The sequence below is a fragment of the Pseudomonas vranovensis genome, assembly GCF_040438935.1.
Taxonomy (GTDB): domain Bacteria; phylum Pseudomonadota; class Gammaproteobacteria; order Pseudomonadales; family Pseudomonadaceae; genus Aquipseudomonas; species Aquipseudomonas vranovensis.
In genome coordinates this window covers 3,257,143-3,281,707 of the sequence record NZ_CP159259.1, presented here as the reverse complement: position 1 = coordinate 3,281,707, position 24,565 = coordinate 3,257,143, and the positions used below count along the sequence as shown (strand labels likewise).

27 protein-coding genes are annotated in these 24,565 nt (G+C 62.8%); 25 read left to right on the top strand and 2 right to left on the bottom strand.

The annotated features are described in order from the left end of the window. Positions 1 to 10: 10 nt before the first annotated feature. The 23 genes from ABVN19_RS15270 to ABVN19_RS15160 all read left to right on the top strand — a co-directional run bounded on the left by ABVN19_RS15270 (position 11) and on the right by ABVN19_RS15160 (position 20,999). Entirely contained in the window at positions 11 to 1,228 is a 1,218-nt protein-coding gene (locus tag ABVN19_RS15270; protein WP_105641584.1) for a flagellar hook-length control protein FliK, read from the top strand. Positions 1,229 to 1,307: 79 nt separating this feature from the next. Beyond that, positions 1,308 to 1,805, top strand: a complete 498-nt coding sequence (fliL, locus tag ABVN19_RS15265; protein ID WP_028945486.1) for a flagellar basal body-associated protein FliL — start codon at positions 1,308 to 1,310, stop codon at positions 1,803 to 1,805. Positions 1,806 to 1,814: 9 nt separating this feature from the next. Further along, positions 1,815 to 2,783 carry a flagellar motor switch protein FliM gene (fliM, locus tag ABVN19_RS15260; protein ID WP_028945485.1) on the top strand — a complete coding sequence of 323 codons (969 nt, stop codon included), beginning with the start codon at positions 1,815 to 1,817 and terminating at the stop codon, positions 2,781 to 2,783. A gap of 48 nt (positions 2,784 to 2,831) precedes the next feature. Further along, complete coding sequence (gene fliN, locus ABVN19_RS15255; protein ID WP_028945484.1) at positions 2,832 to 3,302, top strand: flagellar motor switch protein FliN; 471 nt, start codon at positions 2,832 to 2,834, stop codon at positions 3,300 to 3,302. Next, positions 3,303 to 3,752 (top strand): flagellar biosynthetic protein FliO, encoded by a 450-nt coding sequence (gene fliO / locus ABVN19_RS15250; protein WP_028945483.1) that lies wholly within the window; start codon positions 3,303 to 3,305, stop codon positions 3,750 to 3,752. After that, on the top strand, positions 3,752 to 4,504 hold the full coding sequence (gene fliP / locus ABVN19_RS15245) for a flagellar type III secretion system pore protein FliP (RefSeq protein WP_028945482.1): 753 nt from the start codon (positions 3,752 to 3,754) through the stop codon (positions 4,502 to 4,504). The genes fliO and fliP overlap by 1 nt, the downstream gene beginning before the upstream one ends. Before the next feature lie 21 nt (positions 4,505 to 4,525). Next, the gene (gene fliQ / locus ABVN19_RS15240; RefSeq protein ID WP_028945481.1) at positions 4,526 to 4,795 is read left to right on the top strand and encodes a flagellar biosynthesis protein FliQ; all 270 of its coding nucleotides are present in this window, start codon (positions 4,526 to 4,528) and stop codon (positions 4,793 to 4,795) included. 7 nt (positions 4,796 to 4,802) lie between these two features. Beyond that, on the top strand, positions 4,803 to 5,579 hold the full coding sequence (fliR, locus tag ABVN19_RS15235) for a flagellar biosynthetic protein FliR (RefSeq protein ID WP_105641583.1): 777 nt from the start codon (positions 4,803 to 4,805) through the stop codon (positions 5,577 to 5,579). Positions 5,580 to 5,581: 2 nt separating this feature from the next. Further along, the gene (flhB, locus tag ABVN19_RS15230) at positions 5,582 to 6,718 is read left to right on the top strand and encodes a flagellar biosynthesis protein FlhB (protein ID WP_105641582.1); all 1,137 of its coding nucleotides are present in this window, start codon (positions 5,582 to 5,584) and stop codon (positions 6,716 to 6,718) included. A 249-nt stretch (positions 6,719 to 6,967) separates the two neighbouring features. Next, complete coding sequence (gene flhA / locus ABVN19_RS15225; RefSeq protein ID WP_028945478.1) at positions 6,968 to 9,097, top strand: flagellar biosynthesis protein FlhA; 2,130 nt, start codon at positions 6,968 to 6,970, stop codon at positions 9,095 to 9,097. Between the two features lie 11 nt (positions 9,098 to 9,108). Continuing rightward, a complete protein-coding gene (gene flhF / locus ABVN19_RS15220; RefSeq protein WP_028945477.1) occupies positions 9,109 to 10,419 on the top strand; it encodes a flagellar biosynthesis protein FlhF in 1,311 nt (436 codons plus the stop codon). A gap of 119 nt (positions 10,420 to 10,538) precedes the next feature. Further along, positions 10,539 to 11,372, top strand: a complete 834-nt coding sequence (fleN, locus tag ABVN19_RS15215; protein WP_028945476.1) for a flagellar synthesis regulator FleN — start codon at positions 10,539 to 10,541, stop codon at positions 11,370 to 11,372. Continuing rightward, the gene (gene fliA, locus ABVN19_RS15210) at positions 11,369 to 12,109 is read left to right on the top strand and encodes an RNA polymerase sigma factor FliA (RefSeq protein ID WP_028945475.1); all 741 of its coding nucleotides are present in this window, start codon (positions 11,369 to 11,371) and stop codon (positions 12,107 to 12,109) included. Before fleN ends, fliA begins: the two co-directional genes overlap by 4 nt. A gap of 104 nt (positions 12,110 to 12,213) precedes the next feature. After that, positions 12,214 to 12,588: a chemotaxis response regulator CheY gene (locus ABVN19_RS15205; protein WP_036990294.1), complete on the top strand. Its 375-nt coding sequence runs from the start codon at positions 12,214 to 12,216 to the stop codon at positions 12,586 to 12,588. A gap of 20 nt (positions 12,589 to 12,608) precedes the next feature. Beyond that, positions 12,609 to 13,397, top strand: a complete 789-nt coding sequence (locus ABVN19_RS15200) for a protein phosphatase CheZ (RefSeq protein ID WP_028945474.1) — start codon at positions 12,609 to 12,611, stop codon at positions 13,395 to 13,397. 12 nt (positions 13,398 to 13,409) lie between these two features. Then, positions 13,410 to 15,623, top strand: coding sequence for a chemotaxis protein CheA (locus ABVN19_RS15195; protein ID WP_105641581.1), 2,214 nt, complete (start codon positions 13,410 to 13,412; stop codon positions 15,621 to 15,623). A gap of 44 nt (positions 15,624 to 15,667) precedes the next feature. After that, a complete protein-coding gene (locus ABVN19_RS15190; RefSeq protein WP_028945472.1) occupies positions 15,668 to 16,777 on the top strand; it encodes a chemotaxis response regulator protein-glutamate methylesterase in 1,110 nt (369 codons plus the stop codon). Further along, entirely contained in the window at positions 16,777 to 17,517 is a 741-nt protein-coding gene (locus ABVN19_RS15185) for a flagellar motor protein (RefSeq protein WP_028945471.1), read from the top strand. Before ABVN19_RS15190 ends, ABVN19_RS15185 begins: the two co-directional genes overlap by 1 nt. 3 nt (positions 17,518 to 17,520) lie before the next feature. Beyond that, positions 17,521 to 18,408 carry a flagellar motor protein MotD gene (gene motD / locus ABVN19_RS15180; RefSeq protein WP_105641580.1) on the top strand — a complete coding sequence of 296 codons (888 nt, stop codon included), beginning with the start codon at positions 17,521 to 17,523 and terminating at the stop codon, positions 18,406 to 18,408. A 44-nt stretch (positions 18,409 to 18,452) separates the two neighbouring features. After that, positions 18,453 to 19,241, top strand: coding sequence for a ParA family protein (locus tag ABVN19_RS15175; RefSeq protein WP_028945469.1), 789 nt, complete (start codon positions 18,453 to 18,455; stop codon positions 19,239 to 19,241). After that, the gene (locus tag ABVN19_RS15170) at positions 19,241 to 20,065 is read left to right on the top strand and encodes a CheW domain-containing protein (protein ID WP_028945468.1); all 825 of its coding nucleotides are present in this window, start codon (positions 19,241 to 19,243) and stop codon (positions 20,063 to 20,065) included. The genes ABVN19_RS15175 and ABVN19_RS15170 overlap by 1 nt, the downstream gene beginning before the upstream one ends. Before the next feature lie 60 nt (positions 20,066 to 20,125). Then, positions 20,126 to 20,605, top strand: coding sequence for a chemotaxis protein CheW (locus ABVN19_RS15165; protein WP_028945467.1), 480 nt, complete (start codon positions 20,126 to 20,128; stop codon positions 20,603 to 20,605). 1 nt (position 20,606) lies between these two features. After that, positions 20,607 to 20,999: a DUF2802 domain-containing protein gene (locus tag ABVN19_RS15160; protein WP_028945466.1), complete on the top strand. Its 393-nt coding sequence runs from the start codon at positions 20,607 to 20,609 to the stop codon at positions 20,997 to 20,999. A 120-nt stretch (positions 21,000 to 21,119) separates the two neighbouring features. On the opposite strand, the gene ABVN19_RS15155 is transcribed toward ABVN19_RS15160, so the two are convergent. Together ABVN19_RS15155 and ABVN19_RS15150 are read right to left on the bottom strand one after the other, a co-directional pair. Beyond that, on the bottom strand, positions 21,120 to 21,422 hold the full coding sequence (locus ABVN19_RS15155) for an EscU/YscU/HrcU family type III secretion system export apparatus switch protein (protein WP_028945465.1): 303 nt from the start codon (positions 21,420 to 21,422) through the stop codon (positions 21,120 to 21,122). Between the two features lie 102 nt (positions 21,423 to 21,524). After that, positions 21,525 to 23,090 (bottom strand): flagellar hook-length control protein FliK, encoded by a 1,566-nt coding sequence (locus tag ABVN19_RS15150; RefSeq protein WP_105641579.1) that lies wholly within the window; start codon positions 23,088 to 23,090, stop codon positions 21,525 to 21,527. 162 nt (positions 23,091 to 23,252) lie between these two features. On the opposite strand from ABVN19_RS15150, the gene ccmA reads away from it, so the two are divergent. Both ccmA and ccmB read left to right on the top strand, forming a co-directional pair. Beyond that, positions 23,253 to 23,885, top strand: coding sequence for a cytochrome c biogenesis heme-transporting ATPase CcmA (gene ccmA / locus ABVN19_RS15145; RefSeq protein ID WP_028945463.1), 633 nt, complete (start codon positions 23,253 to 23,255; stop codon positions 23,883 to 23,885). Beyond that, on the top strand, positions 23,882 to 24,550 hold the full coding sequence (gene ccmB, locus ABVN19_RS15140; RefSeq protein ID WP_028945462.1) for a heme exporter protein CcmB: 669 nt from the start codon (positions 23,882 to 23,884) through the stop codon (positions 24,548 to 24,550). The genes ccmA and ccmB overlap by 4 nt, the downstream gene beginning before the upstream one ends. The last annotated feature ends 15 nt before the right edge of the window (positions 24,551 to 24,565 follow it).

The window sequence follows — 24,565 nt, the reverse complement described above, 5'->3', positions numbered from 1 at the left end:
AGACGCTTACATGCCTGTTGCTTCCAACCCTTTGCTCCAGCCCGGTGTCGCGGCCAAGCCGACGCGGGCTGCGGCCAGCCAGCCGGACGCGTTGTTGCAGAACGCCAAAGACAAGTCGCAAGGCTTCTCCAAGGTCTATGCGCAGCAGTCCCGCAGCCCGGAGCAGGCCACTGCCGCCAGCGGCAAGGACAAGCAGGCAGTTGCCGACAGCGGCAAGAATTTGCCTGAAGACAAGGACGATGCTGTCGAAGACGCGGCGTCTGGCGTCGATCCGACCGCGCTCGACCCCAAGCTCGTCGCCGGCCAGGTAACCGATGCCCAGCCCGGGTCGCAGTTGATCCAGGCTCAGGCCGAGGCGGTGGCGCCGGTCGTGCAGGCGGCACAGTTGCAGGCCCAGGTGGGTGTGGCGCCCGAGGCAGGTGAAGCGCTGCCTTTCGACCCTGACGCCGATCCGCTGGCGGACATGCCAGCCTTGCGCATGGCCCTTGAGCAGAGCGCCCAGGCCCAGGGCACCACCTCGGCCCATGCCGCAGGCAAGGCGACGCAGGCCGATGCTTCCGCGCAGCCGGTCGCCAATGCCCTGGCGGCGCTGGTGGACGAGGCGGGCGCCGATGCCGAGCAGGGCGAGCCCGGCGACAAGGCCTTTTCTGCGCTGCTCGATGACGGCCTCAAAGACCTCAAGAGCTCTGCCAGCGATACCCGTGTGGATAACTTCGCCGAACGCTTGAGCGCCCTGAGCCAGGCCGCCACGGCAAAGCCCGCCAACCCTACCGTAGCGCCTGCGCCATTGCACCAACCCTTGGCGATGAACCAGGGCGGCTGGACCGAAGGGCTGGTCAACCGCGTCATGTACCTCTCCAGCCAAAGCCTCAAATCTGCCGATATCCAGCTTGAGCCCGCCGAGTTGGGGCGCCTGGATATCCGCGTACACCTGGCGCCCGAGCAGCAGGCGCAGATCACCTTTACCAGTGGTCATGTGGGGGTGCGTGAGGCCCTGGAAAACCAGGTGCATCGGCTCAAAGAGATGTTCGCCCAGCAAGGCTTGGGGCAACCGGACGTCAATGTCGCCGATCAGTCCCGTGGAGAGCAGCAGCAGGGCAATCCTGACTCGCCGCGCCTGAGTGGCGTGGCGGCGCGGCGTAATGAGGCGGGTGAAGTCGCCGCGGCGACCGCGCCGGTCGAGCAGCAAGTGGTCATCGGCTCGAGCGCCGTCGACTACTACGCCTGAAACCTACAGTCAGTTGGCATAACACTTGCTCAACCCACGCCATGTGACTGAATTCTCCGATGAATGACGGAATATTGGCATGGCGAAGAGCGACGCAGAGAAAGACCCCGCCGCAAAAGGCAAACTCAAGCTGATCCTGCTGCTGGTGCTGGCATTGCTGCTGGCCGTCGGGCTGTCGGTGGGGGCCACCTGGTTCTTCCTGAACAAGAGCCAGAGCGAGCCGCAAGCCGATCCCGCGCTAGCCGGCAATCTCAAGCCAGCAGCGATCTACGAGCCATTGACGCCAGCCTTCGTGGTCAACTTCAACCAGAACGGTCGCCAGCGCTACATGCAGGTGAGCATCACTCTGCAGGGCCGCGATCAGGCGGCCCTGGATGCGCTCAAGGTGCATATGCCGGTCATCCGCAACAACCTGGTGATGCTGTTCTCAGGCCAGGGATTCGACACCCTGGCCAGCCCCGTGGGCCAGGAAATGCTACGCCAGAAGGCGACCGTCAGCGTTCAGGAAGTGGCGCAGAAAGAAGTCGGCAAGCCGGTCGTGGACCAGCTGCTGTTCACCAATTTCGTATTGCAGTAGGAGCCCCCGATGGCCGTGCAGGACCTGCTGTCCCAGGATGAAATCGATGCCTTGTTGCATGGCGTCGACGATGGCTTGGTGCAAACCGAGACCAACGCTGAACCGGGTAGCGTCAAAAGTTATGACCTGACCAGCCAGGATCGCATCGTCCGCGGACGGATGCCGACCCTGGAGATGATCAACGAGCGTTTTGCCCGTTACACCCGCATCAGCATGTTCAACCTGCTGCGTCGCTCCGCCGACGTGGCGGTGGGTGGCGTGCAGGTGATGAAGTTCGGCGAGTACGTGCATTCGCTGTACGTGCCGACCAGCCTGAACCTGGTGAAAATCAAGCCGCTGCGTGGCACTTCGTTGTTCATCCTCGACGCCAAGCTGGTGTTCAAGCTGGTGGACAACTTCTTTGGTGGTGACGGACGTCACGCCAAGATCGAGGGCCGCGAGTTCACCCCGACCGAACTGCGCGTGGTGCGCATGGTGCTCGACCAGGCCTTCGTCGACCTCAAGGAGGCCTGGCAGGCGATCATGCCGGTGAACTTCGAGTACATGAACTCGGAGGTCAACCCGGCCATGGCCAACATTGTCGGCCCGAGCGAGGCGGTGGTGGTGTCGACCTTCCACATCGAGCTCGACGGCGGTGGCGGCGACCTGCACGTGACCATGCCGTACTCGATGATCGAACCGGTGCGCGAAATGCTCGACGCGGGCTTCCAGTCCGACCTGGATGACCAGGACGAACGCTGGATCAAGGCCCTGCGTGAAGACGTGCTGGACGTCAGCGTGCCGCTCAGCGCCACGGTCGCCCGGCGTCAGCTCAAACTGCGCGACATCCTGCACATGCAGCCCGGTGACGTGATTCCGGTCGAACTTCCCGACGAACTGGTGTTGCGGGCCAACGGCGTGCCGTCGTTCAAGGCCAAGCTGGGTTCGCACAAGGGCACCCTGGCCCTGCAGATCATCGATCCGATCGAGCGCCGCTGAGCGGCGCCTATGTTTCAAACTCCGAATTGATTGCCCGTCGAGGACAAAATGGCTAACGAAAACGACATCACCTCCGCGGAGGACCAGGCCCTGGCCGATGAGTGGGCTGCGGCCCTTGAAGAAACCGGCGACGCCGGCCAGGCCGATATCGATGCCTTGCTGGCCGCCGACAGCGCCAGCAGCGGCTCGGGTTCCAACCGCCTGCCCATGGAAGAATTCGGCAGCTCGCCGCGCAGCAACGAGCCGGTGAGCCTGGAAGGCCCGAACCTGGATGTGATCCTGGACATTCCGGTGAGCATCTCCATGGAAGTGGGCAGCACCGAGATCAATATCCGTAACCTGCTGCAGCTCAACCAGGGCTCGGTGATCGAGCTCGACCGCCTGGCCGGTGAGCCGCTCGATGTACTGGTCAACGGCACGCTGATCGCCCATGGCGAAGTGGTGGTGGTCAACGAAAAGTTCGGTATTCGCTTGACTGACGTGATCAGCCCAAGCGAACGCATCAAGAAGCTGCGCTGAGTGAAGGCCGTGATGCGGGCCGCGCTGGCCCTGGGGGCGGGTTTATACCTGAACGTCAGCCTGGCGGTGCAGCCACCGGCGGCGGCTGCGGCCACGGCGGGCGGTGGCAGTGTCGTCGGCCAGTTGGCACAGCTGGTGCTGGGGTTGTTGCTGGTGGTGGGGTTGATCCTGCTGCTGGCCTGGCTGTTGCGCCGGGTGCAGAACGCCGCGCCGGGCAGCCAGCAGGTCATCGAGGTGCTCGGCAGCCGCTCGCTGGGGCCGCGCGACCGCCTGGTGCTGGTGCAGGTGGGCAACGAGCAGATCCTGCTGGGCCACACCCCGGGTTCCATCGAGGCATTGCACGTACTCAAGGAGCCGGTAGCAGTGCCGGCCTCCGCCCGCCCGGCCACCCCCGAATTCGCCCAGCGCCTGCTGGAATTGATGGGCAAGGATCAGAAGGACAAGTCGTAATGGGTGCCTGGCGTATTGTATTGACCCTTGCGCTGATGCTGGCGGCGCCCCTGGCGTTGGCTGCCGATCCGTTGTCGATTCCGGCGATCACCCTGTCCAGCGGTGCCGACGGGCAGCAGGAATACTCGGTAAGCCTGCAGATCCTGCTGATCATGACGGCGCTGAGCTTCATTCCAGCATTCGTCATTCTGATGACCAGCTTCACCCGCATCATCATTGTCTTTTCTATCCTGCGTCAGGCCCTGGGCCTGCAGCAGACGCCGTCGAACCAGATTCTCACGGGCATGGCGCTGTTCCTGACCCTGTTCATCATGGCGCCGGTATTCGACCGCGTGAACAAGGACGCCCTGCAGCCCTACCTCAACGAGCAGATGGTGGCCCAGGAAGCGATCGCCAAGGCCCAGGTGCCACTCAAGGACTTCATGCTCGCGCAGACGCGCCAGAGCGACCTGGACCTGTTCATGCGCCTGTCCAAGCGCACCGACATCGCCAGCCCCGACCAGGCGCCGCTGACCATCCTGGTACCGGCCTTTGTCACCTCCGAGCTCAAGACTGCGTTCCAGATCGGTTTCATGATCTTCATTCCCTTCCTGATCATCGACCTGGTGGTGGCCAGTGTGCTGATGGCCATGGGCATGATGATGCTGTCGCCGCTGATCATCTCCCTGCCGTTCAAGATCATGCTGTTTGTGCTGGTGGACGGCTGGGCCTTGATCATGGGCACGCTGGCCGGCAGTTTCGGTGGCGTCTGACGCCTCTAGGAGAAGTAGCCCATGACCCCTGAAGTCGCCGTCGACCTGTTTCGCGATGCGCTCTGGCTGACCACCCTGATGGTCGCCGTGCTGGTAGTGCCGAGCCTGCTGGTTGGCCTGATCGTGGCGATGTTCCAGGCCGCCACCCAGATCAACGAACAGACCCTGAGCTTCCTGCCGCGCCTGTTGGTCATGCTGATCACCTTGATCGTGGCCGGGCCGTGGCTGGTGCAGAAGTTCATGGAATACATGCTGTCGCTATACGGCAGCATCCCGCAGCTGATCGGTTGAGCCGGGCATGCTGGAGCTGACCGACACGCAGATCGGCACCTGGGTGGCCAGTTTCATCCTGCCGTTGTTTCGCGTGGCCGCCGTGCTGATGACCATGCCGGTGTTCGGCACCACCTTGGTGTCGGCGCGGATTCGCCTGTACTTCGCCGTGGCCATCACGGTCGTTATCGTTCCCGCCTTGCCGCCGTTGCCTGAGGTACACGCCCTGGACCTCAGCGCGCTGTTGCTGGTTGCCGAGCAGGTGATCATCGGCGCGTTGCTGGGCATGTCGTTGCAGTTGCTGTTCCAGGTGTTCGTGGTGGCCGGGCAGATTGTCGCGATCCAGATGGGCATGGGCTTTGCCTCCATGGTCGACCCGGCCAACGGCGTCAACGTGGCGGTGATCAGCCAGTTCCTGACCATGCTGGTGACCCTGCTTTTCCTGGCCATGAACGGCCACCTGGTGGTGTTCGAAGTGCTGACCGAGAGCTTCACCACGTTGCCCATCGGTGGTGGTTTGCTGGTCAATCACTTCTGGGACCTGGCAGGGCGCCTGGGTTGGGTATTTGGCGCGGCCTTGCTGCTGGTGCTGCCGGTGATCACCGCCTTGCTGGTGGTCAACATCGCCTTCGGCGTCATGACCCGTGCCGCGCCGCAGTTGAACATTTTCTCCATCGGTTTCCCGCTGACCCTGGTCATGGGCATGGGTATTTTCTGGGTCGGCCTGGCCGACGTACTTCCTCACTACCAGGCGCTGGCCAGCGAAGCTTTGCAGTGGCTGCGTGAACTGGCACGGGCGCGCTGAGCATGGCAGAGAGCGAAAGCGGTCAGGACAAGACAGAAGACCCCACCGAGAAACGCAAGAAGGACTCGCGCGAGAAAGGTGAGATCGCCCGTTCCAAGGAACTCAACACCGTAGCCGTGACCCTGGCAGGCGCGGGTGGTCTGTTGGCGTTTGGCGCAGGCCTGGCGGAAACCCTGATGGAGCTCATGCGGATCAATTTCAGTCTCTCGCGGGAGGTGCTGATCGATGAGCGCTCGATGGGCATCTTCCTGATGGCCTCGGGGAAAATGGCCTTGCTGGCCACCCAGCCGGTGCTGCTGGTGTTGCTGCTGGCGGCGATCATCGGCCCTATCTCGCTGGGTGGCTGGCTGTTTGCCGGCGGCACCCTGGCGCCCAAGTTCAGTCGCATGAACCCGCTGGCCGGCATCAAGCGGATGTTCTCCATGCATGCCCTGGTCGAGCTGCTCAAGGCCCTGGCCAAGTTCTTCGTGATTCTGATCGTGGCGGTGGTGGTGCTGGCCTCTGATCGTGACGACCTGTTGTCCATCGCCAATGAGCCCATCGAGCAGGCGATTATCCACAGCGTGCAGGTGGTGGGCTGGAGTGCCCTGTGGATGGCAGCGGGGCTGTTGCTGATCGCCGCGGTGGATGCGCCGTTCCAATTGTGGCAGTCGCTGAAGAAACTGAAGATGACCAAGCAGGAAGTGCGCGACGAGTACAAGGACAGCGAGGGCAAGCCTGAAGTAAAACAGCGTATTCGCCAGTTGCAGCGCGAGATGTCGCAGCGCCGGATGATGGCGGCGGTGCCTGAGGCGGACGTGATCATTACCAACCCGACCCACTACGCCGTGGCGCTCAAATACGACCCGGAGAAGGGCGCAGCGCCACTGTTACTGGCCAAGGGCACGGATTTCCTGGCCCTGAAGATTCGCGAGATCGGCCAGGAGTACAACATCCAGTTGCTCGAATCGCCGGCGCTGGCGCGTTCGATCTACTACTCCACCGAACTTGAGCAGGAAATCCCTGCCGGCTTGTACCTGGCGGTGGCCCAGGTGCTGGCCTATGTCTACCAGATCCGCCAGTACCGGGCGGGCAAGGGCAAGCCGCCGGAGCCGCTCAAGGACCTGCCGATCCCGCCGGACCTGCGCCGCGATTCCTGATCTTTCGTGGTGATAGGAGCGCGACTGCTGCGCAGTCGATTGCGGCCTCGTTCCTCGGCAGCGGCTACAGATTGCAGGCTTGGCTCGCGTAGCCGCTGGCGGGAGCCTGTGATCGGCTGCGCAGCGGTCGCGGTCCAGCTCCTGGTGCATTAATCCCCGGTATTTCGAAAGTTGGAAAGCTTCTTGCAAAGGCAGCGCTGCGCGCGTCATTTCGCGTCAAAGTTTTGCTTGAGCTAACGAGGAATACCGGTGGATCGCTCTCAGTTAATCAACAGTGCCCGCAACAACCTGGCCGGCCTCGGCCGGGGCAATCTGGGTGTGCCGCTGTTGCTGCTGGTGATGCTGGCAATGATGATGTTGCCGATCCCGCCGTTCCTGCTCGACGTGTTTTTCACCTTCAACATCGCCCTGTCGATCGTGGTCCTGCTGGTCTGTGTCTACGCCCTGCGCCCGCTGGACTTCGCCGCCTTCCCGACCATCCTGCTGGTGGCCACCTTGCTGCGCCTGGCCCTGAACGTGGCGTCCACGCGCGTGGTGATGCTCCATGGCCACGACGGCCATGCCGCCGCCGGTAAGGTGATCCAGGCCTTTGGCGAGGTGGTGATCGGCGGCAACTATGTGGTCGGTATCGTGGTGTTCGCGATCCTGATGATCATCAACTTCGTGGTGGTGACCAAGGGTGCCGGGCGTATTTCCGAGGTGAGCGCACGCTTTACCCTCGATGCCATGCCAGGTAAGCAGATGGCCATCGACGCCGACCTCAACGCCGGCCTGATCGATCAGAACCAGGCCAAGGCGCGGCGTTCGGAAGTGGCTCAGGAGGCCGAGTTCTACGGTTCAATGGACGGTGCCAGCAAATTCGTGCGCGGTGATGCCATCGCCGGCCTGCTGATCCTGTTCATCAACCTGATTGGCGGCATGCTGGTCGGTATGTTCCAGCACGGCATGACGTTCGGCGACGCTGGCAAGGTCTATGCGCTGTTGACGATTGGTGACGGTTTGGTGGCGCAGTTGCCGTCGCTGTTGCTGTCTACCGCGGCTGCGATCATGGTGACCCGTGCCTCCGGCTCCGAGGACATGGGCAAGCAGATCAATCGGCAGATGTTCGATTCGCCCAAGGCGCTGGGTGTGTCGGCGGGCTTGATGATTGTCATGGGCCTGGTGCCGGGCATGCCGCATGTTGCCTTCCTCAGCCTGGGCCTGCTGGCCGCCGGCGGTGCCTACCTGGTGTGGCGCAAGCAGAACCAGGTCAAGCTCAAGGCCCAGGAAGAAGTGCAGCGCCAGCAAGACCTGTTGCCATCGCCACAGCGTGCCGCCGATACCAAGGAGTTGGGGTGGGATGATGTCACGCCCATCGACATGATCGGCCTGGAAGTGGGCTACCGGCTGATCCCCCTGGTGGATCGCAACCAGGGTGGGCAATTGCTGGCGCGGATCAAGGGCGTGCGCAAGAAGCTCTCCCAGGACCTGGGCTTTCTGATGCCCACGGTTCACATCCGCGACAACCTGGACCTGGCGCCCAGTGCCTATCGCCTGACCCTGATGGGGGTGATCCTGGCCGAAGCCGAGATCTACCCGGACCGTGAGCTTGCGATCAACCCGGGGCAGGTGTTCGGCACCCTCAACGGCATTGCCGCCCGCGACCCGGCCTTCGGCCTGGAGGCGGTGTGGATCGACGTCGGCCAACGCAGCCAGGCGCAGTCGCTGGGCTACACCGTGGTGGATGCCAGTACCGTGGTCGCCACCCACCTCAACCAGATTCTGCACAAGCACTGCCATGAGTTGATCGGCCACGAAGAGGTCCAGCAACTGTTGCAGGTGCTGGCCAAGGCATCGCCTAAACTTGCCGAGGAACTGGTGCCGGGTGTCATTTCATTGTCGGGTCTGCTCAAGGTGCTGCAGGCGCTGCTTGCCGAGCAGGTGCCGGTACGTGATATCCGCAGCATTGCCGAGGCCATCGCCAATAATGCCGGCAAGAGTCAAGATACCGCCGCGTTGGTGGCAGTGGTGCGCGTCGGATTGTGTCGCGCCATCGTGCAAAGCATTGTCGGCGTTGAGTCCGAGCTGCCTGTGATCACCCTGGAGCCAAGGTTGGAACAGATTTTGCTCAATAGTCTGCAAAGGGCCGGGCAAGGTCAGGAAGACGGTGTTCTTCTTGAGCCGAGCATGGCTGAAAAGCTTCAGCGTTCGTTGATCGAGGCTGCCCAGCGTCAAGAGATGCAGGGGCAGCCGGCGATCCTGCTGGTCGCAGGACCGGTACGTGCAATGCTGTCGCGCTTTGGTCGCCTGGCTGTACCGAATTTGCATGTTTTGGCGTATCAGGAAATACCTGACAACAAGCAAGTTACCATCGTTGCCACAGTAGGCCCCAACGGCTGAGGTAGTGGGTTATGCAAGTTAAGCGTTTTTTCGCTGCCGATATGCGTCAAGCCATGAAGCTGGTTCGAGATGAGCTGGGGGCTGATGCCGCCATCATCGGCAACCGACGGATTGCTGGCGGTGTCGAGCTGACGGCTGCGCTGGACTACAAGCTGTCTGCCCTGGCGCCACGGGTTCCGAATGTGGAACTGGAAGATGAACTGCGCAAGACGCAGTCGCGAATTGTCACGGCCCAGGCCGAGCTCAGTACCCGCAACGACAGCGACGATGCCAACCGCCAGCTGTTCGCCGGCCTGCCGCTGACCGCCTCCGAGCCGCTGGTCGACACGCACGTGGATGAGCCGGTCGCGCCGCAGGTACCTGCGCCGGCACCGGTCGACCCGCGCCTGTTCGATGCCATGCGCTCGGAACTCAATGGGTTGCGTGAATTGCTCGAAGTGCAGTTGGGTTCGCTTGCCTGGAGCCAGCTGCAGGGCAGCCAGCCACAGCAGGCCAACCTCTGGCGGCGCCTGCAGCGCATTGGCCTGACCGGCCCGATTGCTCGTGAGCTGCTCGACCAGATCGCCGGTATCGACGAACCGCGCCATGCCTGGCGCATGCTGCTGGCGCACCTGGCGCGGCGTATCCATGTGCCGGAAGTCGAGCCGATCGAAGAGGGCGGCGTCATTGCCATGGTCGGCCCGGCCGGCATGGGCAAGACCACCACTCTGGCCAAGCTGGCGGCGCGCTATGTGCTCAAGTACGGCGCGCAGAACATGGCCCTGGTGAGCATGGACAGTTTCCGTATTGGCGCGCAGGAGCAGCTCAAGACCCTGGGCCGCATCCTCAACGTCTCGGTAACCCACGTCGACCCCGGCCAATCGCTGGCCCAGGCGCTGGAGCCGCTGCTGCGCAAGCGAGTGATCCTGATTGACACCGCCGGCCTGCAGGCCAGTGACCCGGCCCTGCGCATGCAGCTTGAAACCCTTGCCGGACGCGGCATTGCGGCCAAGAATTACCTGGTGCTGGCGACGACCAGCCAGAAGCAGGTGCTCACTGCCGCCTATCACAGCTACAAGCGCTGTGGGCTGGCCGGGTGCATCCTGACCAAGCTTGATGAAACGGCCAGCCTCGGCGAAGTCCTGAGCCTGGCCATCAGTCATGAATTGCCAGTGGCCTATCTAACCGATGGGCCGCGCATTCCTGACGATCTGCACTTGCCGCGTCGCCACCAGCTGGTGAGCCGTGCGGTCAGCGTGCAGATGCAGGAGGAGCCCAGCGAAGAGGCGATGGCCGATATGTTCGCTGATCTCTACCACAGCCACGGCAAGCGTGTTGGCTGAGGTGATTGTGAAGACGTTGCAAAGTATCTGCATTGATGGTCTGCCATGCATTTTTCAGGTGTTGAAAGCGCAGCCGGCTATGTGGCCTCGGTCTAAGCAAGACAAGGTATTGAACAAACATGGGTAGCATGCATCCCGTACAGGTAATCGCCGTAACAGGCGGTAAAGGTGGCGTCGGCAAGACCAATGTGTCGGTGAACCTGTCGTTGGCGTTGGCAGAGCTTGGCCGTCGGGTCATGCTGCTGGACGCCGACCTGGGCCTGGCCAATGTCGACGTCCTGCTGGGGCTTACTCCCAAGCGGACCCTGGCTGACGTCATCGAAGGCCGCTGTGAATTGCGCGACGTGCTGTTGCAGGGGCCGGGCGGTGTGCGCATCGTACCGGCCGCCTCTGGCACACAGAGCATGGTGCACCTGGCACCGGCACAGCACGCAGGCCTGATCCAGGCGTTCAGCGAACTGGGTGACAACCTCGATGTGTTGGTGATCGACACCGCTGCGGGTATCGGTGACTCGGTGGTCAGTTTTGTCCGCGCCGCGCAGGAAGTGCTGCTGGTGGTGTGCGACGAGCCGACCTCGATCACCGACGCCTACGCGCTGATCAAGCTGCTCAATCGCGATTACGGCATGAACCGTTTCCGCGTGCTGGCCAATATGGCGCAGAGTCCGCAGGAAGGTCGCAACCTGTTCGCCAAGTTGACCAAGGTCACGGATCGCTTCCTGGACGTGGCCCTACAATACGTCGGCGCCGTTCCGTACGACGAATGCGTGCGCAAGGCGGTGCAAAAGCAGCGTGCGGTCTATGAAGCCTTCCCGCGTTCCAAGTGCGCGCTGGCATTCAAGGCCATTGCCCAGAAAGTCGACACCTGGCCGTTGCCGGCCAACCCGCGGGGTCACCTGGAGTTTTTCGTCGAGCGCCTGGTGCAGCCGACGAGCGCGGGCCCTGTGCTATGAGCGCCAGCGGATATCGGATGTACAGCAAGGCATCGCGAGATGCCCAGTATGAGTTGATCGAGCGTTATGCGCCGTTGGTCAAGCGCATCGCCTATCACCTGCTGGCGCGTCTGCCGGCCAGTGTGCAGGTGGAGGATCTGATCCAGGCCGGCATGATCGGCCTGCTCGAGGTGTCCAACAAGTACGACGCCAGTAAGGGTGCCAGTTTCGAGACCTACGCCGGCATCCGAATCCGCGGCGCAATGTTGGACGAAGTGCGTAAAGGGGACTGGGCGCCACGTTCGGTTCACCGCAACACCCGTATGGTCAGCGACGCGATTCGCGCAATTGAAGCAAAAACCGGTCGTGACGCTAAAGATCACGAGGTTGCTGCCGAACTTCAATTGAGTCTCGATGATTACTACGGGATCTTGAATGACACCCTGGGCAGTCGCCTGTTCAGTTTCGACGACCTGTTGCAGGACGGCGAACACGAAGGCCTGCACGAGGATGGCGCCAGTGCCCAGCTCGAGCCGTCGCGCGACCTGGAAGACGAGCGTTTCCAGGCAGCCTTGGCCGACGCCATCGCCAACCTGCCGGAACGTGAGCGTCTGGTCCTGGCCCTGTACTACGACGAAGAGCTGAACCTCAAGGAAATCGGTGAGGTCCTGGGGGTCAGCGAGTCACGTGTCAGCCAGTTGCACAGCCAGTGTGCAGCGCGTTTGCGCAGTCGCCTGGGAGAATGGCGAGCGCGTTGAACGCAGGTTCAATGCAGTCGCGAAATGTAGTGCCCGAATTGATTGAATGCGCGTTCTGCGCTGAGCGCGTTAAAGACTGCTTGGAGGTCTAATTGAACAAAGACATGAAAATCCTCATCGTCGACGATTTCTCGACGATGCGGCGGATCATCAAGAACCTGCTGCGTGACCTGGGCTTCACCAACACCCAGGAAGCTGACGACGGCAACACCGCATTGCCGATGCTCGAAAGCGGCCATTTCGACTTTCTCGTGACCGACTGGAACATGCCTGGCATGTCCGGCATCGACCTGCTGCGCAAAGTGCGCGCCGACGAGCGCCTCAAGCACCTGCCGGTGCTGATGGTCACCGCCGAGGCCAAGCGCGAGCAGATCATCGAAGCGGCCCAGGCCGGCGTCAACGGCTATGTGGTCAAGCCTTTCACGGCCCAGGTGCTGAAAGAAAAGATCGAGAAGATCTTCGAGCGCGTCAACAGCTGAAGACACGCCACGGGGGCGCTATGGAGCAAACACAAACATCCTTGGGCGAGTTCGAGTCCACGCTCAAGAAGCACGCCCAGGAGCTGGTCGACAGCCTCGAGCGAGGCAAGTTCGGCGACGCGGTACAACTGATCCATCAGCTGAACCAGACCCGTGACCGTGGCCTGTACCAGGAAGTCGGCAAGCTTACGCGCGAGCTGCACAGTGCGATCGTCAGCTTTCAGATCGACCCGCACATGCCGCAGGCCGAAGAAGTGTCGCAGATCACCGACGCGACCGAGCGCCTGTCCTACGTGGTCAAGCTGACCGAAGGCGCGGCCAACCGCACCATGGACCTGGTCGAAGCGAGTACCCCGGTACTCAATGAGCTGGGCGAAGAGGCGAGGGCGCTGAGCGTTGACTGGCAGCGCTTCATGCGTCGCGAAGTGGCGGCACCGGAGTTTCGTGAGCTGGCCAAGCGCGTCGACAGTTTCCTGACGCGCAGCGCCGAGGGCAACCGCAAGGTCGCCGGGCACCTCAACGACATTCTGCTGGCTCAGGACTACCAAGACCTGACCGGCCAGGTGATCAAGCGCGTTACTGCGCTGGTCACCGAAGTAGAAAGCAATCTGCTCAAGCTCGTGCTGATGGCCAGTCAGGTCGACCGCTTTGCCGGTATCGAACATGACCACCAGCAGCTGCGTGCTGAAAAAGATCAAGAAAAACATCCGGCCCGGGGTGAAGGTCCGCAGATTCATGCCGATAAACGTGAAGACGTTGTGTCCGGTCAGGACGATGTCGATGATCTGCTGTCCAGCCTGGGTTTTTAGGGAGCACGTTTAATGAGCTTCGGCGCCGATGAAGAAATCCTTCAGGATTTTCTGGTAGAAGCCGGCGAGATTCTTGAGCAACTGTCCGAGCAACTGGTCGAGCTGGAAAGCCGTCCGGATGATGCCGACCTGCTCAATGCGATCTTTCGCGGTTTTCACACTGTAAAAGGGGGCGCCGGCTTCCTCCAGCTCAACGAGCTGGTGGAGTGCTGCCACATCGCCGAAAACGTTTTCGACATCCTGCGCAAGGGTGAGCGGCGCGTCGATGCCGAGCTGATGGACGTGGTCCTGGAAGCCCTGGATACCGTCAACAGCATGTTCGGCCAAGTGCGTGAGCGCACCGATGTCACCCCGGCCACGCCTGAGCTGCTGGCGGCCTTGTCGCGCCTGGCCGAGCCGGCTGGCGCCGAGCAGGCACCGGCGTCGGCACCAGAGCCGGCGCCAGAAGCCCCGGTTGCTGCCGAAGCGGACATTACCGATACCGAGTTCGAACAACTGCTCGACTCGCTCAATGCCGTCAAGGCCGAGGCTGAAGCCCAGGCCCAGGCACCCGACGCCGCCAGCGATGAAATTACCGATGCCGAGTTCGAGTCGTTGCTCGACCAGTTGCACGGCAAAGGCCAGTTCGCCCCCGACAGCCTTGCGGCGCCCGCGGTGGCGGAACCGGTAGCGGCCCAGGGTGCCAGCGACGAAATCACCGATGACGAATTCGAAGCGTTGCTTGACCAATTGCATGGCAAGGGCACCTTTGCCGTCGATGCGTTGCCTGCTGCTGCGGCCCAGGCGTCTGCGCCGACATCCGAGCCAGCCGGCGATCACATCAGCGAACACGAATTCGAAGCCCTGCTCGATGAACTGCACGGCAAGGGCAAGTTCACCCCCGACAGCGTGGCCCCGGCCGCGTCGCCAACCGCGGCGGTAGCGGCCAAGCCTGCACCGGCCCCGACCCCGGTGGCGGCTGCCAAACCAACGGCCCCGGCTGCGCCTGCCAAGGCTGCCGCACCCGCACCGGCCCGACAGCCGTCGCCCACTGCCGAGAAGCACCCGGCCAGCGAAGCGGAAACCACCGTGCGGGTCGATACTGCACGCCTGGACGAGATCATGAACATGGTCGGCGAGCTGGTGCTGGTGCGTAACCGCCTGGTGCGCCTGGGTCTGAACAGCGGCGATGAAGCCATGTCCAAGGCGGTGTCGAACCTTGACGTGGTCACGGCCGACTTGCAGACCGCGGTGATGAAAACCCGCATGCAGCCGATCAAGAAGGTCTTCGGGCGCTTCCCGCGACTGGTGCGCGACCTGGCCAGGCAGTTGAAGAAAGAGATCAACCTCGAGCTGGTCGGTGAAGAAACCGACCTCGACAAGAACCTCGTCGAGGCGCTGGCCGACCCGTTGGTGCACTTGGTGCGCAACGCCGTCGACCACGGCATCGAAACTCCCGAAGAGCGCGAAGCCGCCGGCAAGACCCGCAGCGGCAAGGTGGTGCTGTCGGCCGAGCAGGAGGGCGATCACATCCTGTTGTCGATCTCCGATGACGGCAAGGGCATGGACGCCAACGTCCTGCGCGCCATTGCGGTCAAACGCGGGGTGATGGACAAGGATGCCGCCGAGCGCCTGAGCGACACCGAGTGCTACAACCTGATCTTCGCCCCGGGCTTCTCGACCAAGACCGAGATCTCGGACGTCTCCGGGCGTGGCGTGGGCATGGACGTGGTGAAAACCAAGATCGCCCAGCTCAACGGCTCGATCAATATCTACTCGACCAAGGGGCTGGGCTCGAAGATCGTCATCAAGGTCCCGCTGACCCTGGCGATCATGCCGACCCTGATGGTGATGCTGGGCAACCAGGCGTTCGCCTTCCCGCTGGTCAACGTCAACGAGATCTTCCATCTGGACCTGTCGCGCACAAACGTGGTCGACGGCCAGGAGGTCGTGATCGTGCGCGACAAAGCCTTGCCGCTGTTCTACCTCAAGCGCTGGCTGGTCAGTTCCGCCGCTCATGAAGAGCAACGCGAAGGGCACGTGGTGATCCTTTCGGTAGGCACCCAGCGGATCGGCTTCGTTGTCGATCAACTGGTGGGCCAGGAAGAAGTGGTCATCAAACCGCTGGGCAAGATGCTCCAGGGCACCCCGGGCATGTCGGGCGCCACCATTACTGGTGACGGGCGCATTGCGCTGATCCTCGATGTGCCGAGCATGCTCAAGCGTTACGCCGCCCGGCGTATTTGATTCTGGTGGCGCGGCGTCACGCCGCGCCCCCTAATGGAGTGTTTATGGCAGTCAAGGTCCTGGTGGTGGATGATTCCGGTTTCTTCCGCCGCCGTGTCTCGGAAATTCTTTCAGCGGACCCGACTATCCAGGTCGTGGGTACCGCGACCAACGGCAAGGAAGCGATCGACCAGGCACTGTCGCTCAAGCCCGATGTCATCACCATGGACTATGAAATGCCCATGATGGACGGCATCACCGCCGTGCGGCACATCATGCAGCGCTGCCCGACCCCGGTGTTGATGTTCTCCTCGCTGACCCACGAAGGCGCCCGGGTAACCCTCGATGCGCTGGATGCCGGTGCGGTCGACTACCTGCCCAAGAACTTCGAAGACATCTCGCGCAACCCCGAGAAGGTCAAGCAACTGCTGTGCGAAAAGGTCCACACCATTTCGCGCAGCAACCGTCGCTTCAGCGCCTTTGCCAGCCCCACGCCTGCCCCCCAGCCAGTGGCCCACGCCCAGCCAAGTGTCAGCAGCCTGGGCGCCAGCCCTGCGCCGCGCGCCGCTGCGCCGGTACGTGCCGCCACGACGTCGGCCGCGCCCAAGCGCAAGCCCTACAAGCTGGTGGCGATCGGTACGTCCACCGGTGGTCCGGTGGCACTGCAGCGGGTGCTGACCCAGCTACCGGCCAATTTCCCGGCGCCGATCGTGTTGGTCCAGCACATGCCGGCGGCGTTCACCAAGGCTTTTGCCGAACGCCTCGACAAGCTGTGCAAGATCAGCGTCAAGGAAGCCGAGGACGGCGACATGCTGCGCCCCGGCCTGGCCTTGCTGGCCCCGGGTGGCAAGCAGATGATGGTCGATGGGCGTGGTGCGGTGAAAATCCTCCCGGGCGATGAGCGCCTCAATTACAAACCCTGCGTAGACATCACCTTTGGTTCGGCCGCCAAGTCCTACGGGGACAAGGTGCTGTCGGTGGTGCTCACCGGCATGGGGGCCGATGGCCGTGAAGGCGCGCGCCTGCTCAAGCAGGGCGGCAGCACGGTGTGGGCCCAGGATGAGGCCAGCTGCGTGATCTATGGCATGCCCATGGCGATCGTCAAGGCCAACCTGGCCGACGCGGTGTACAACCTGGACGAGATCGGCAAGCACCTGGTCGAGGCCTGTGTCTGATGGATGTCTTGAGCCTGATCGGCATCATCCTGGCCTTTGTCGCCATTGTCGGCGGCAATTACCTCGAGGGAGGACACCTGTCGGCCCTGATCAACGGCCCGGCCGCGTTGATCGTACTGGGCGGTACCCTGGCGGCGGCATTGCTGCAGTCGCCCATGAGCGCCTTCAAGCGGGCGCTGCAAATTGTCCGTTGGATCATCTTCCCGCCGCGGGTCGACCTGGCCGGTGGCATCGACCGGGTCGTGAACTGGAGCCTGACCGCGCGCAAGGAAGGCCTGCTGGGCCTTGAAGGGGTGGCCGATGCCGAGCCCGATCCGTATGCGCGCAAGGGCCTGCAGTTGCTGGTCGATGGCGCCGAGCCCGAAGCCATTCGCAGCATTCTCGAAGTGGACTTCTACACCCAGGAAAGCCGCGACATCCAGGCCGCCAAGGTGTTCGAGTGCATGGGCGGCTACGCGCCGACCATCGGTATCATCGGTGCGGTCATGGGCTTGATCCATGTGATGGGCAACCTTGCCGACCCCTCGCAGTTGGGCACCGGCATTGCCGTGGCCTTCGTCGCCACCATCTACGGGGTGGCCAGCGCCAATCTGATCCTCCTGCCGGTGGCCAACAAGCTCAAGGCCCTCGCCCTGCGTCAGTCGCGCTACCGGGAAATGCTCCTGGAAGGGCTGCTGTCGATCGCCGAAGGCGAGAACCCGCGCTCGATCGAGTTGAAGCTTCAGGGCTTCATGGAGTAACGCATGGCGCGCCGCCGACAACCCGAAGAGCATGAAAACCACGAACGCTGGCTGGTGTCCTACGCGGACTTCATCACCTTGCTGTTTGCCTTCTTCGTGGTCATGTACTCGATCTCCTCGATCAACGAGGGCAAGTACAAGGTCGTTTCCGAGGCCCTGATCGGCGTGTTCAACGACCCCGAACGGAGCATGCGGCCGATCCCGATCGGCGACGAGCGCCCGCTCAGCGTCAGGCCCGCCGAGCCTCTGATCAAGGAAAGCGAGCAGATTGACGCAGGCCTTGCGGGGGCGAGCGTTGATCCGCTCAAGTCGATTGCCGACGATGTCCGCGATGCCTTTGGCGACTTGATCAAGTCCGACCAGATGACCGTGCGTGGCAATGAGCTGTGGGTGGAGATCGAACTCAACTCCTCGCTGTTGTTCGGCAGCGGCGATGCCATGCCCAGCGACATTGCCTTCAGCATCATCGAGAAGGTGGCCAAGATCCTCAAACCCTTTGCCAACCCCGTGCATGTCGAAGGTTTCACCGACGATCTGCCGATTCGCACCGCCCAGTACCCGACCAACTGGGAACTGTCATCGGCGCGGGCGGCCAGCATTGTCCGCTTGCTGGCCATGGACGGTGTCAATCCGGCGCGCATGGCCTCGGTGGGCTATGGCGAGTTCCAGCCAATTGCCGGTAACGACACGGCCGAGGGGCGCGCGCGCAATCGTCGGGTCGTGCTGGTGATTTCGCGCAACCTTGAAGTACGCCGCAGCCTGACCGCTTCGGGCAGCGCCAATGCCACGCCGGACGCCGCGTTGAAGCGTGCTGGCACACAAACTGCACCGCCAGCACAATCACCGTCGTCGGAGGGCAGTCGCGTCAATCCTCCGTCACCGAACTTATAACCGTTCCCGGCAGGGCCACCGCCGTACCGGGAGGAAGCAACGTAATGAGAGTCTGGGCAGTAGCCAATCAAAAAGGTGGCGTCGGCAAGACCACCACGTCCATCGCCCTGGCCGGTTTGCTGGCCGAGGCGGGCAAGCGTGTGGTCGTCGTCGACCTCGACCCCCATGGGTCCATGACCAGCTACTTCGGGCATAACCCGGACGTGCTGGAGCACAGTTGCTACGACCTGTTCCTGCACAAGGGCGCGGTGCCTGAAGGCTTGCCCGGGCAACTGCTGCTGCCAACCAGCGACCCGAATATTTCCCTGCTGCCCTCCAGTACTGCGCTGGCGGTGCTGGAGCGCCAGTCGCCCGGGCAAAGCGGCCTGGGCCTGGTAATCGCCAAGTCTCTGGCGCAGCTGTGGCAGGATTTCGACTACGCCATCATCGACAGCCCGCCGTTGCTCGGCGTGCTGATGGTCAATGCCCTGGCGGCCAGCCAGCAGTTGGTGATCCCGGTGCAAACCGAGTACCTGGCGGTCAAGGGCCTTGAACGTATGGTCAGCACCCTGGCGATGGTCAACCGCTCGCGCAAGCAGGCGTTGCCCTATCACATCGTGCCGACCCTGTTCGACCGTCGCACCCAGGCATCGATGGGCACCTTGCGCATGCTGCGTGACGCGTACCCGGAGACCATCTGGCAAGGCTACATCCCGGTGGATACCCGCCTGCGCGATGCCAGCCGGGCCGGGCAGACGCCCTCCCAGTTCGATGGCAAGAGTCGCGCAGTGGTGGCCTACCGGGCCCTGCTCAAGCATCTGCTGACGCAGAACCTAACCCAGCAGGTGGCCTGATGAATCGTCCGCTACAGCTGGCCTCCGGGCCGCAATTGGCCCTGCAGTCCTACCTGGACGGCTTGTTGTATGAGGCCACCGAGGCGCTTGAGCTTCCCGCGCCGGCAGTCGAGAGCGATGACTTCGAGGCTGCCGTGCTCGAAGAGCAGGTTCGCGATGCAAGGGGCGCCAGCTCGCAGATCGCCGTCGCGGCACAGGCGGACCCGCTGCCACTTCCCGAACCGGAATGTCCTGTGCTGCCAGCGCTCATGCCGGTGGCCGAGCCCATGCCGGCCACGGTCGAGCCGCTGGTGGAGGTACACCTGCCGGCCTCGATCAGCCAGCCTGCACAACCGGCGAGCGTTGACGGTCGCCCGGCATGGGCGGCCGAGCCCTTCGAGTGCCTGCTGTTCGATGTCGCCGGGTTGACCCTGGCGGTGCCGTTGGTATGCCTGGGCTCGATCTACTCGCTGGCAGGCCATGAGCTGACGCCGCTGTTCGGGCAGCCGGACTGGTTCCTGGGCATCCTGCCCAGCCAGGGCGGCAACCTGAAGGTGCTGGACACTGCGCGCTGGGTCATGCCAGACCGCTACCGCGACGATTTTCGCCAGGGCCTGCAGTACGTGATTTCGGTCCAGGGCCATGAGTGGGGGCTGGCGGTACACCAGGTCAGCCGTTCGCTGCGCCTGGACCCCAACGAGATCAAATGGCGCAGCCAGCGTGGCCAGCGGCCTTGGCTGGCCGGTACGGTCATCGAACACATGTGTGCATTGCTCGACGTCGCGGAACTGGCAGGGTTGATCGCCAGCGGCGCGGTCAGGCAAATGAACATCAGCCATAAATGATCGGTCGCACCGCGACCGCACTGAGCACACCGCCGATGGCGGATTTTGAGGGATAGGGGAATGAAAAAGTCGTCTGCACAAGGTTCCGAAGATCCGATCCTGCAGTGGGTTACCTTCAAGCTGGACAACGAGTCCTATGGCATCAATGTGATGCAGGTGCAGGAAGTCCTGCGCTACACCGAAATCGCCCCGGTCCCGGGTGCCCCGAGCTACGTGCTGGGCATCATCAACCTGCGCGGCAATGTGGTCACTGTGATCGACACCCGTCAGCGTTTCGGCCTGATGTCGAGTGAAATCACCGACAACAGCCGTATCGTCATCATCGAGGCCGACAAGCAAGTGGTCGGCATCCTGGTCGACAGCGTTGCCGAAGTGGTTTACCTGCGCCAGTCCGAGATCGAGACCGCACCGAATGTCGGTAACGAAGAATCGGCCAAGTTCATTCAGGGCGTGTGCAACAAGAACAACGAACTGCTGATCCTGGTCGAGCTGGACAAGATGATGACCGAGGAAGAGTGGTCCGAGCTGGAGAACATCTGAGTTGATCCTTGAGGTTGCAGTCATATTTCTGGCACTGCTCTGGGCGGTGAGCCTGTGGTTCTTCCTGAACTACAGCAAGCGCCAGCGTGAACTGGCCGCCCAGCAGGCCCAGGGTGATGCGTTGCGCGACCAGCGCATCAAGGACCTGGCCAAGCGCCTGGACGACTACCAGAACGGCAGCGTGCGCATGGGCGAGGCGCTGCACGAGCTGTGCACAGTCGTGGCGCCGTTGCCCGACAAACTGTTGCAACTGGAGCAGCGCGACCCCAACAGCCTGTCGTTTGCACAAGCGGCGCGGCTGGTGAGCATGGGGGCCAGTGTCGATGAACTGACCCAGACCTGTGGCCTGACCCAGGCCGAGGCCGAGTTGATGAGCAAGGTGCATCGCAATTGAAGGCCAGGCGACTGCTGCGCAGCTGATCGCAGCCTCGCTCCTAGCGGCTGCAGACGCCCGTGCAGCCGCTGGCGACAGCCTGCGATCGGCCGCGCAACGGTCGTGATCAGGTGCAGCGGCTCAAGGTGGGGTGATATCCCGCTCCTGCGGCTCCTGATCGACAAACCCCACCGGCACCTTGCCCTTGAGCTGCCAGGCAAAGGCGATGATTTCGGCAAGGGTCAGATACAGCGCCTCGGGTATCTGATCGCCCAGTTCCATGCGTGCCAATAGCCGCACCAGTTCGGCGTTTTCGTAGATCGGTACTTCATGTTCGCGGGCAATGGCCAGGATCGCTTCGGCCAGTTCGTCGTCACCCTTTGCGCTCAGGGTGGGCGCTTGTTGGCCGTCGTAGGTCAGGGCAATGGCTGTTTTCTCAGTCATGCGTATTTCCTTGTGGGGAGCGGCGGTGCGACGTCTCGACTTGCCCCGCGAAACGAAGTTCCGGTTGAAATACGTTCGCGGGCAAGCCCGTTCCCACAAAATTCATGCGGTTTCATCCACCCAGCGTTGTTCCAGGCGCGTGCGCGGCCCCTGGGGCGGTGTGCCGTGATGACAGCACAGTTCGGTTACGTTCAGGCCGCGGGCCAGCAGGCGCTCGCGCAGGTTGCCCAACTGACTGTCGATCAACTGTGCGGTGCGGGGCAGCTCGGCCCACAACTGGCTCGACAGGCTGCCCTGGCTGATCTGCGCCTGGACTTGCAGCGGTCCCAGCGGCTGCAGGTCGAACGACAGCTCGATGCGCCAGCGCATTTCCAGCGGATCGCGCTGTTCACGTTGTGGATCGTTTTGTTGCTCCGGCGTTTCTTCGCGTTGCAGTTTGAACTGCAGGGGGATGAAGTCCTGGCCGCTGCGCAGGGGGATTTCCAGTTGCCAGGTGGTTTGCAGGTTGCCCTCGGGCGTGGTGCCGGTCTGCTCCAAACTGGCCAATTGATGGCTCTGCAGGCGTGAGATGGCGGCGGCAGCCAGGCGCAGCAGGTGTTCAAGGTCGGCTTCGCCGTCCTGGCTCTTCAGTAGCCGCGAGGGCAGGGGGAAGCTGCCAGGGTGGGGGCGTGGGCTGACCTGGCCGAGCATCCCCAGGGCATTGCGGACCATGCCGGGCATCACCTGGGCCAGGGTGCTGGCGGCTGCGGCCGGGTTGAACGTGCTGGTGCCCGGCAGCCCCGGCAGCAACTGCGCCACCAGGCGCACGACCTGGGCCTTGAAGTCCGGCGCCAACTGTTGCCCCAGGCCGCCCAGCAGCTTGGCTTCCAGAAACGCACCGCTGTTGTTCAGCGCCTGGGCCAGGCCCTTGGGGTCGCTGAGCTGGCGGGCATCCGGCAGGCTGGCCAGCAGCTTGTCGACGCTGTTGCGCACCTCGCCGTTCTGGTTGCTGTCCTGGCGCAGTTGCTGCAATGCGCTGAGCAACCCCTGCAACGACGCCTGTCGGCTTTGCTGGGTGCCCAGTTGCTGGGTGATAGCCAGTTGATCCTGGCGTCCGCTCAGGGGGACGAATTGCAACGACTGGTCCCCTAGTACCCGCGCACTGAGCAGGCTGCCCACCGCCAACGGCCGCGGGCTGTCGAGGGTGAGTGTGGTGCCGGCTTGGGGGCCCAGCAAGCTCACCAGCGAACGGTACTGGGCCACCTGGCCGGCGGCCTGGGGCAACATCTGGCTGGTGACTACCTTGCCTTGCAACAGGCTGCCTACCGGCGTCTCACGGGTGTCGAGCCGGGTCAGGCTGGCCACGCTGCTGGCGAGCACTTGCTGCAGGCTGATGGAGAGATTGCTGGCGCTGCTCTGGCTCACCGCCAGCAGGCTGCCCTGGGGCAATGCCAGGTTACTGCTGGCCTGAACGTTGATCTGCTTGCCGTTTTCCTGGGTCAGTTTGAGCAGAAGCTGGAAGTCCTGCCCAACCTGGCGCAGGGCCAATACTTCGGCCTTTGCCGTTTCACCGGGGGCCAGCAGGGCCTGTTGGGGTTGCAGCAGGCGCAGCAGTTCACCCGTTGCCGACGAGCGCATCGAAGGGCCGGCTGGAGCCTGCGGGCCAAGGTTGTTAATTTCACCTGTCATCAGCTGGCAACCTGTTGAAATAGCCCTCTTTGCAGTAGGACATCACATGTATAATGCCGCCCGATCATTCGCGCTCAGCGCGCTCGGGCCTTGTATCCATTGCCACTATAACGGCAAGGTCAGGGCCGACTTGAGACAGGCATCCCAGCATAAGGCGAAACCGTGACCCCTCATCTCCAAGCCGTAGGCCTGGCCTGCGAGCGCGACTGGCGAATGCTCTTCGAAAATCTCGAGCTGCACCTGGCCGCCGGTGACATGTTGCAGATCAGCGGCCCCAACGGCAGCGGCAAAACCAGTTTGTTGCGCCTGTTGGCCGGCCTGATGCAGCCGACGGCCGGCGAGATCCGCCTGCACGGCAAGCCGTTGCTCGAACAGCGCCATGAACTTGCGAAAATCCTCCTGTGGATCGGCCACGCTGCCGGTATCAAGGATTTGCTCAGCCCTGAAGAAAACCTGGCCTGGCTCTGCGCATTGCATACCCCGGCCGACCCTGCAGCCATCTGGAAGGCCCTCGAAGCGGTCGGCCTGCGCGGTTTTGAAGATGTACCCTGCCATACCCTGTCGGCTGGCCAGCAGCGCCGTGTGGCCCTGGCCCGCTTGTACCTGGACAGCCCGCCGCTGTGGATTCTCGACGAACCCTTCACTGCCCTCGACAAGCAGGGCGTGGCCCAGCTTGAAGCGCACCTGGCCGCCCATTGCGAGCAGGGCGGCATGGTCGTGCTGACCACCCACCACACCCTGGAACGCAAGCCGTCCGGTTACCGTGAACTGAACCTGGGGCAGTGGGCCGCATGAGTGTGTTCGTTTTGTTGTTGCGCCGTGAAGCGCGCCTGCTGTGCCGCCGTCCTGCAGAGCTTGCCAACCCCCTGGTGTTTTTCGCTATTGTGATCGCGCTGTTCCCATTGGCGGTCGGTCCTGAGACTCAATTGTTGCAAACCTTGTCTCCGGGACTGGTCTGGGTGGCTGCACTTTTATCGGTTCTGCTCTCGCTGGACGGGCTTTTTCGCAGTGATTTCGAGGACGGATCGCTGGAACAGTGGGTCCTTTCGTCGCACCCCCTGCCTCTTCTGGTACTGGCGAAAGTGCTGGCACACTGGGCCTTTTCCGGTCTGGCACTGGTATTGTTGGCGCCCTTGCTGGCACTGATGCTGGGATTGCCTGCGGCGTGCCTGCCGGTATTGCTGGCATCGTTGTTGCTGGGTACCCCGGTGCTGAGCCTTCTGGGTGCAGTGGGAGCGGCGCTGACTGTTGGTTTGAAACGTGGCGGCCTTTTGTTGGCGCTACTTATTTTGCCGTTATATATCCCGGTGTTGATCTTGGGCAGTGGCGCCTTGCAGGCGGCATTGCAAGCTATGCCGGCGACCGGTTATCTGCTCTGGCTTGGCAGCCTGACCGCCTTGGCAGTAACTCTGGCACCCTTTGCAATAGCGGCTGGCCTGAAGATCAGCGTCGGCGAATAATGAGGTCTGGGCACT

Bases quoted from the DNA above. Each gene is read 5' to 3' on its own strand.
- ABVN19_RS15270 (WP_105641584.1), top strand. From the start codon at position 11: ATGCCTGTTGCTTCCAACCCTTTGCTCCAGCCCGGTGTCGCGGCCAAG.
- fliL (WP_028945486.1), top strand. From the start codon at position 1,308: ATGGCGAAGAGCGACGCAGAGAAAGACCCCGCCGCAAAAGGCAAACTC.
- fliM (WP_028945485.1), top strand. From the start codon at position 1,815: ATGGCCGTGCAGGACCTGCTGTCCCAGGATGAAATCGATGCCTTGTTG.
- fliN (WP_028945484.1), top strand. From the start codon at position 2,832: ATGGCTAACGAAAACGACATCACCTCCGCGGAGGACCAGGCCCTGGCC.
- fliP (WP_028945482.1), top strand. From the start codon at position 3,752: ATGGGTGCCTGGCGTATTGTATTGACCCTTGCGCTGATGCTGGCGGCG.
- fliQ (WP_028945481.1), top strand. From the start codon at position 4,526: ATGACCCCTGAAGTCGCCGTCGACCTGTTTCGCGATGCGCTCTGGCTG.
- fliR (WP_105641583.1), top strand. From the start codon at position 4,803: ATGCTGGAGCTGACCGACACGCAGATCGGCACCTGGGTGGCCAGTTTC.
- flhB (WP_105641582.1), top strand. From the start codon at position 5,582: ATGGCAGAGAGCGAAAGCGGTCAGGACAAGACAGAAGACCCCACCGAG.
- flhF (WP_028945477.1), top strand. From the start codon at position 9,109: ATGCAAGTTAAGCGTTTTTTCGCTGCCGATATGCGTCAAGCCATGAAG.
- fleN (WP_028945476.1), top strand. From the start codon at position 10,539: ATGGGTAGCATGCATCCCGTACAGGTAATCGCCGTAACAGGCGGTAAA.
- fliA (WP_028945475.1), top strand. From the start codon at position 11,369: ATGAGCGCCAGCGGATATCGGATGTACAGCAAGGCATCGCGAGATGCC.
- ABVN19_RS15205 (WP_036990294.1), top strand. From the start codon at position 12,214: ATGAAAATCCTCATCGTCGACGATTTCTCGACGATGCGGCGGATCATC.
- ABVN19_RS15200 (WP_028945474.1), top strand. From the start codon at position 12,609: ATGGAGCAAACACAAACATCCTTGGGCGAGTTCGAGTCCACGCTCAAG.
- ABVN19_RS15195 (WP_105641581.1), top strand. From the start codon at position 13,410: ATGAGCTTCGGCGCCGATGAAGAAATCCTTCAGGATTTTCTGGTAGAA.
- ABVN19_RS15190 (WP_028945472.1), top strand. From the start codon at position 15,668: ATGGCAGTCAAGGTCCTGGTGGTGGATGATTCCGGTTTCTTCCGCCGC.
- ABVN19_RS15185 (WP_028945471.1), top strand. From the start codon at position 16,777: ATGGATGTCTTGAGCCTGATCGGCATCATCCTGGCCTTTGTCGCCATT.
- motD (WP_105641580.1), top strand. From the start codon at position 17,521: ATGGCGCGCCGCCGACAACCCGAAGAGCATGAAAACCACGAACGCTGG.
- ABVN19_RS15175 (WP_028945469.1), top strand. From the start codon at position 18,453: ATGAGAGTCTGGGCAGTAGCCAATCAAAAAGGTGGCGTCGGCAAGACC.
- ABVN19_RS15170 (WP_028945468.1), top strand. From the start codon at position 19,241: ATGAATCGTCCGCTACAGCTGGCCTCCGGGCCGCAATTGGCCCTGCAG.
- ABVN19_RS15165 (WP_028945467.1), top strand. From the start codon at position 20,126: ATGAAAAAGTCGTCTGCACAAGGTTCCGAAGATCCGATCCTGCAGTGG.
- ABVN19_RS15155 (WP_028945465.1), bottom strand. From the start codon at position 21,422: ATGACTGAGAAAACAGCCATTGCCCTGACCTACGACGGCCAACAAGCG.
- ABVN19_RS15150 (WP_105641579.1), bottom strand. From the start codon at position 23,090: ATGACAGGTGAAATTAACAACCTTGGCCCGCAGGCTCCAGCCGGCCCT.
- ccmB (WP_028945462.1), top strand. From the start codon at position 23,882: ATGAGTGTGTTCGTTTTGTTGTTGCGCCGTGAAGCGCGCCTGCTGTGC.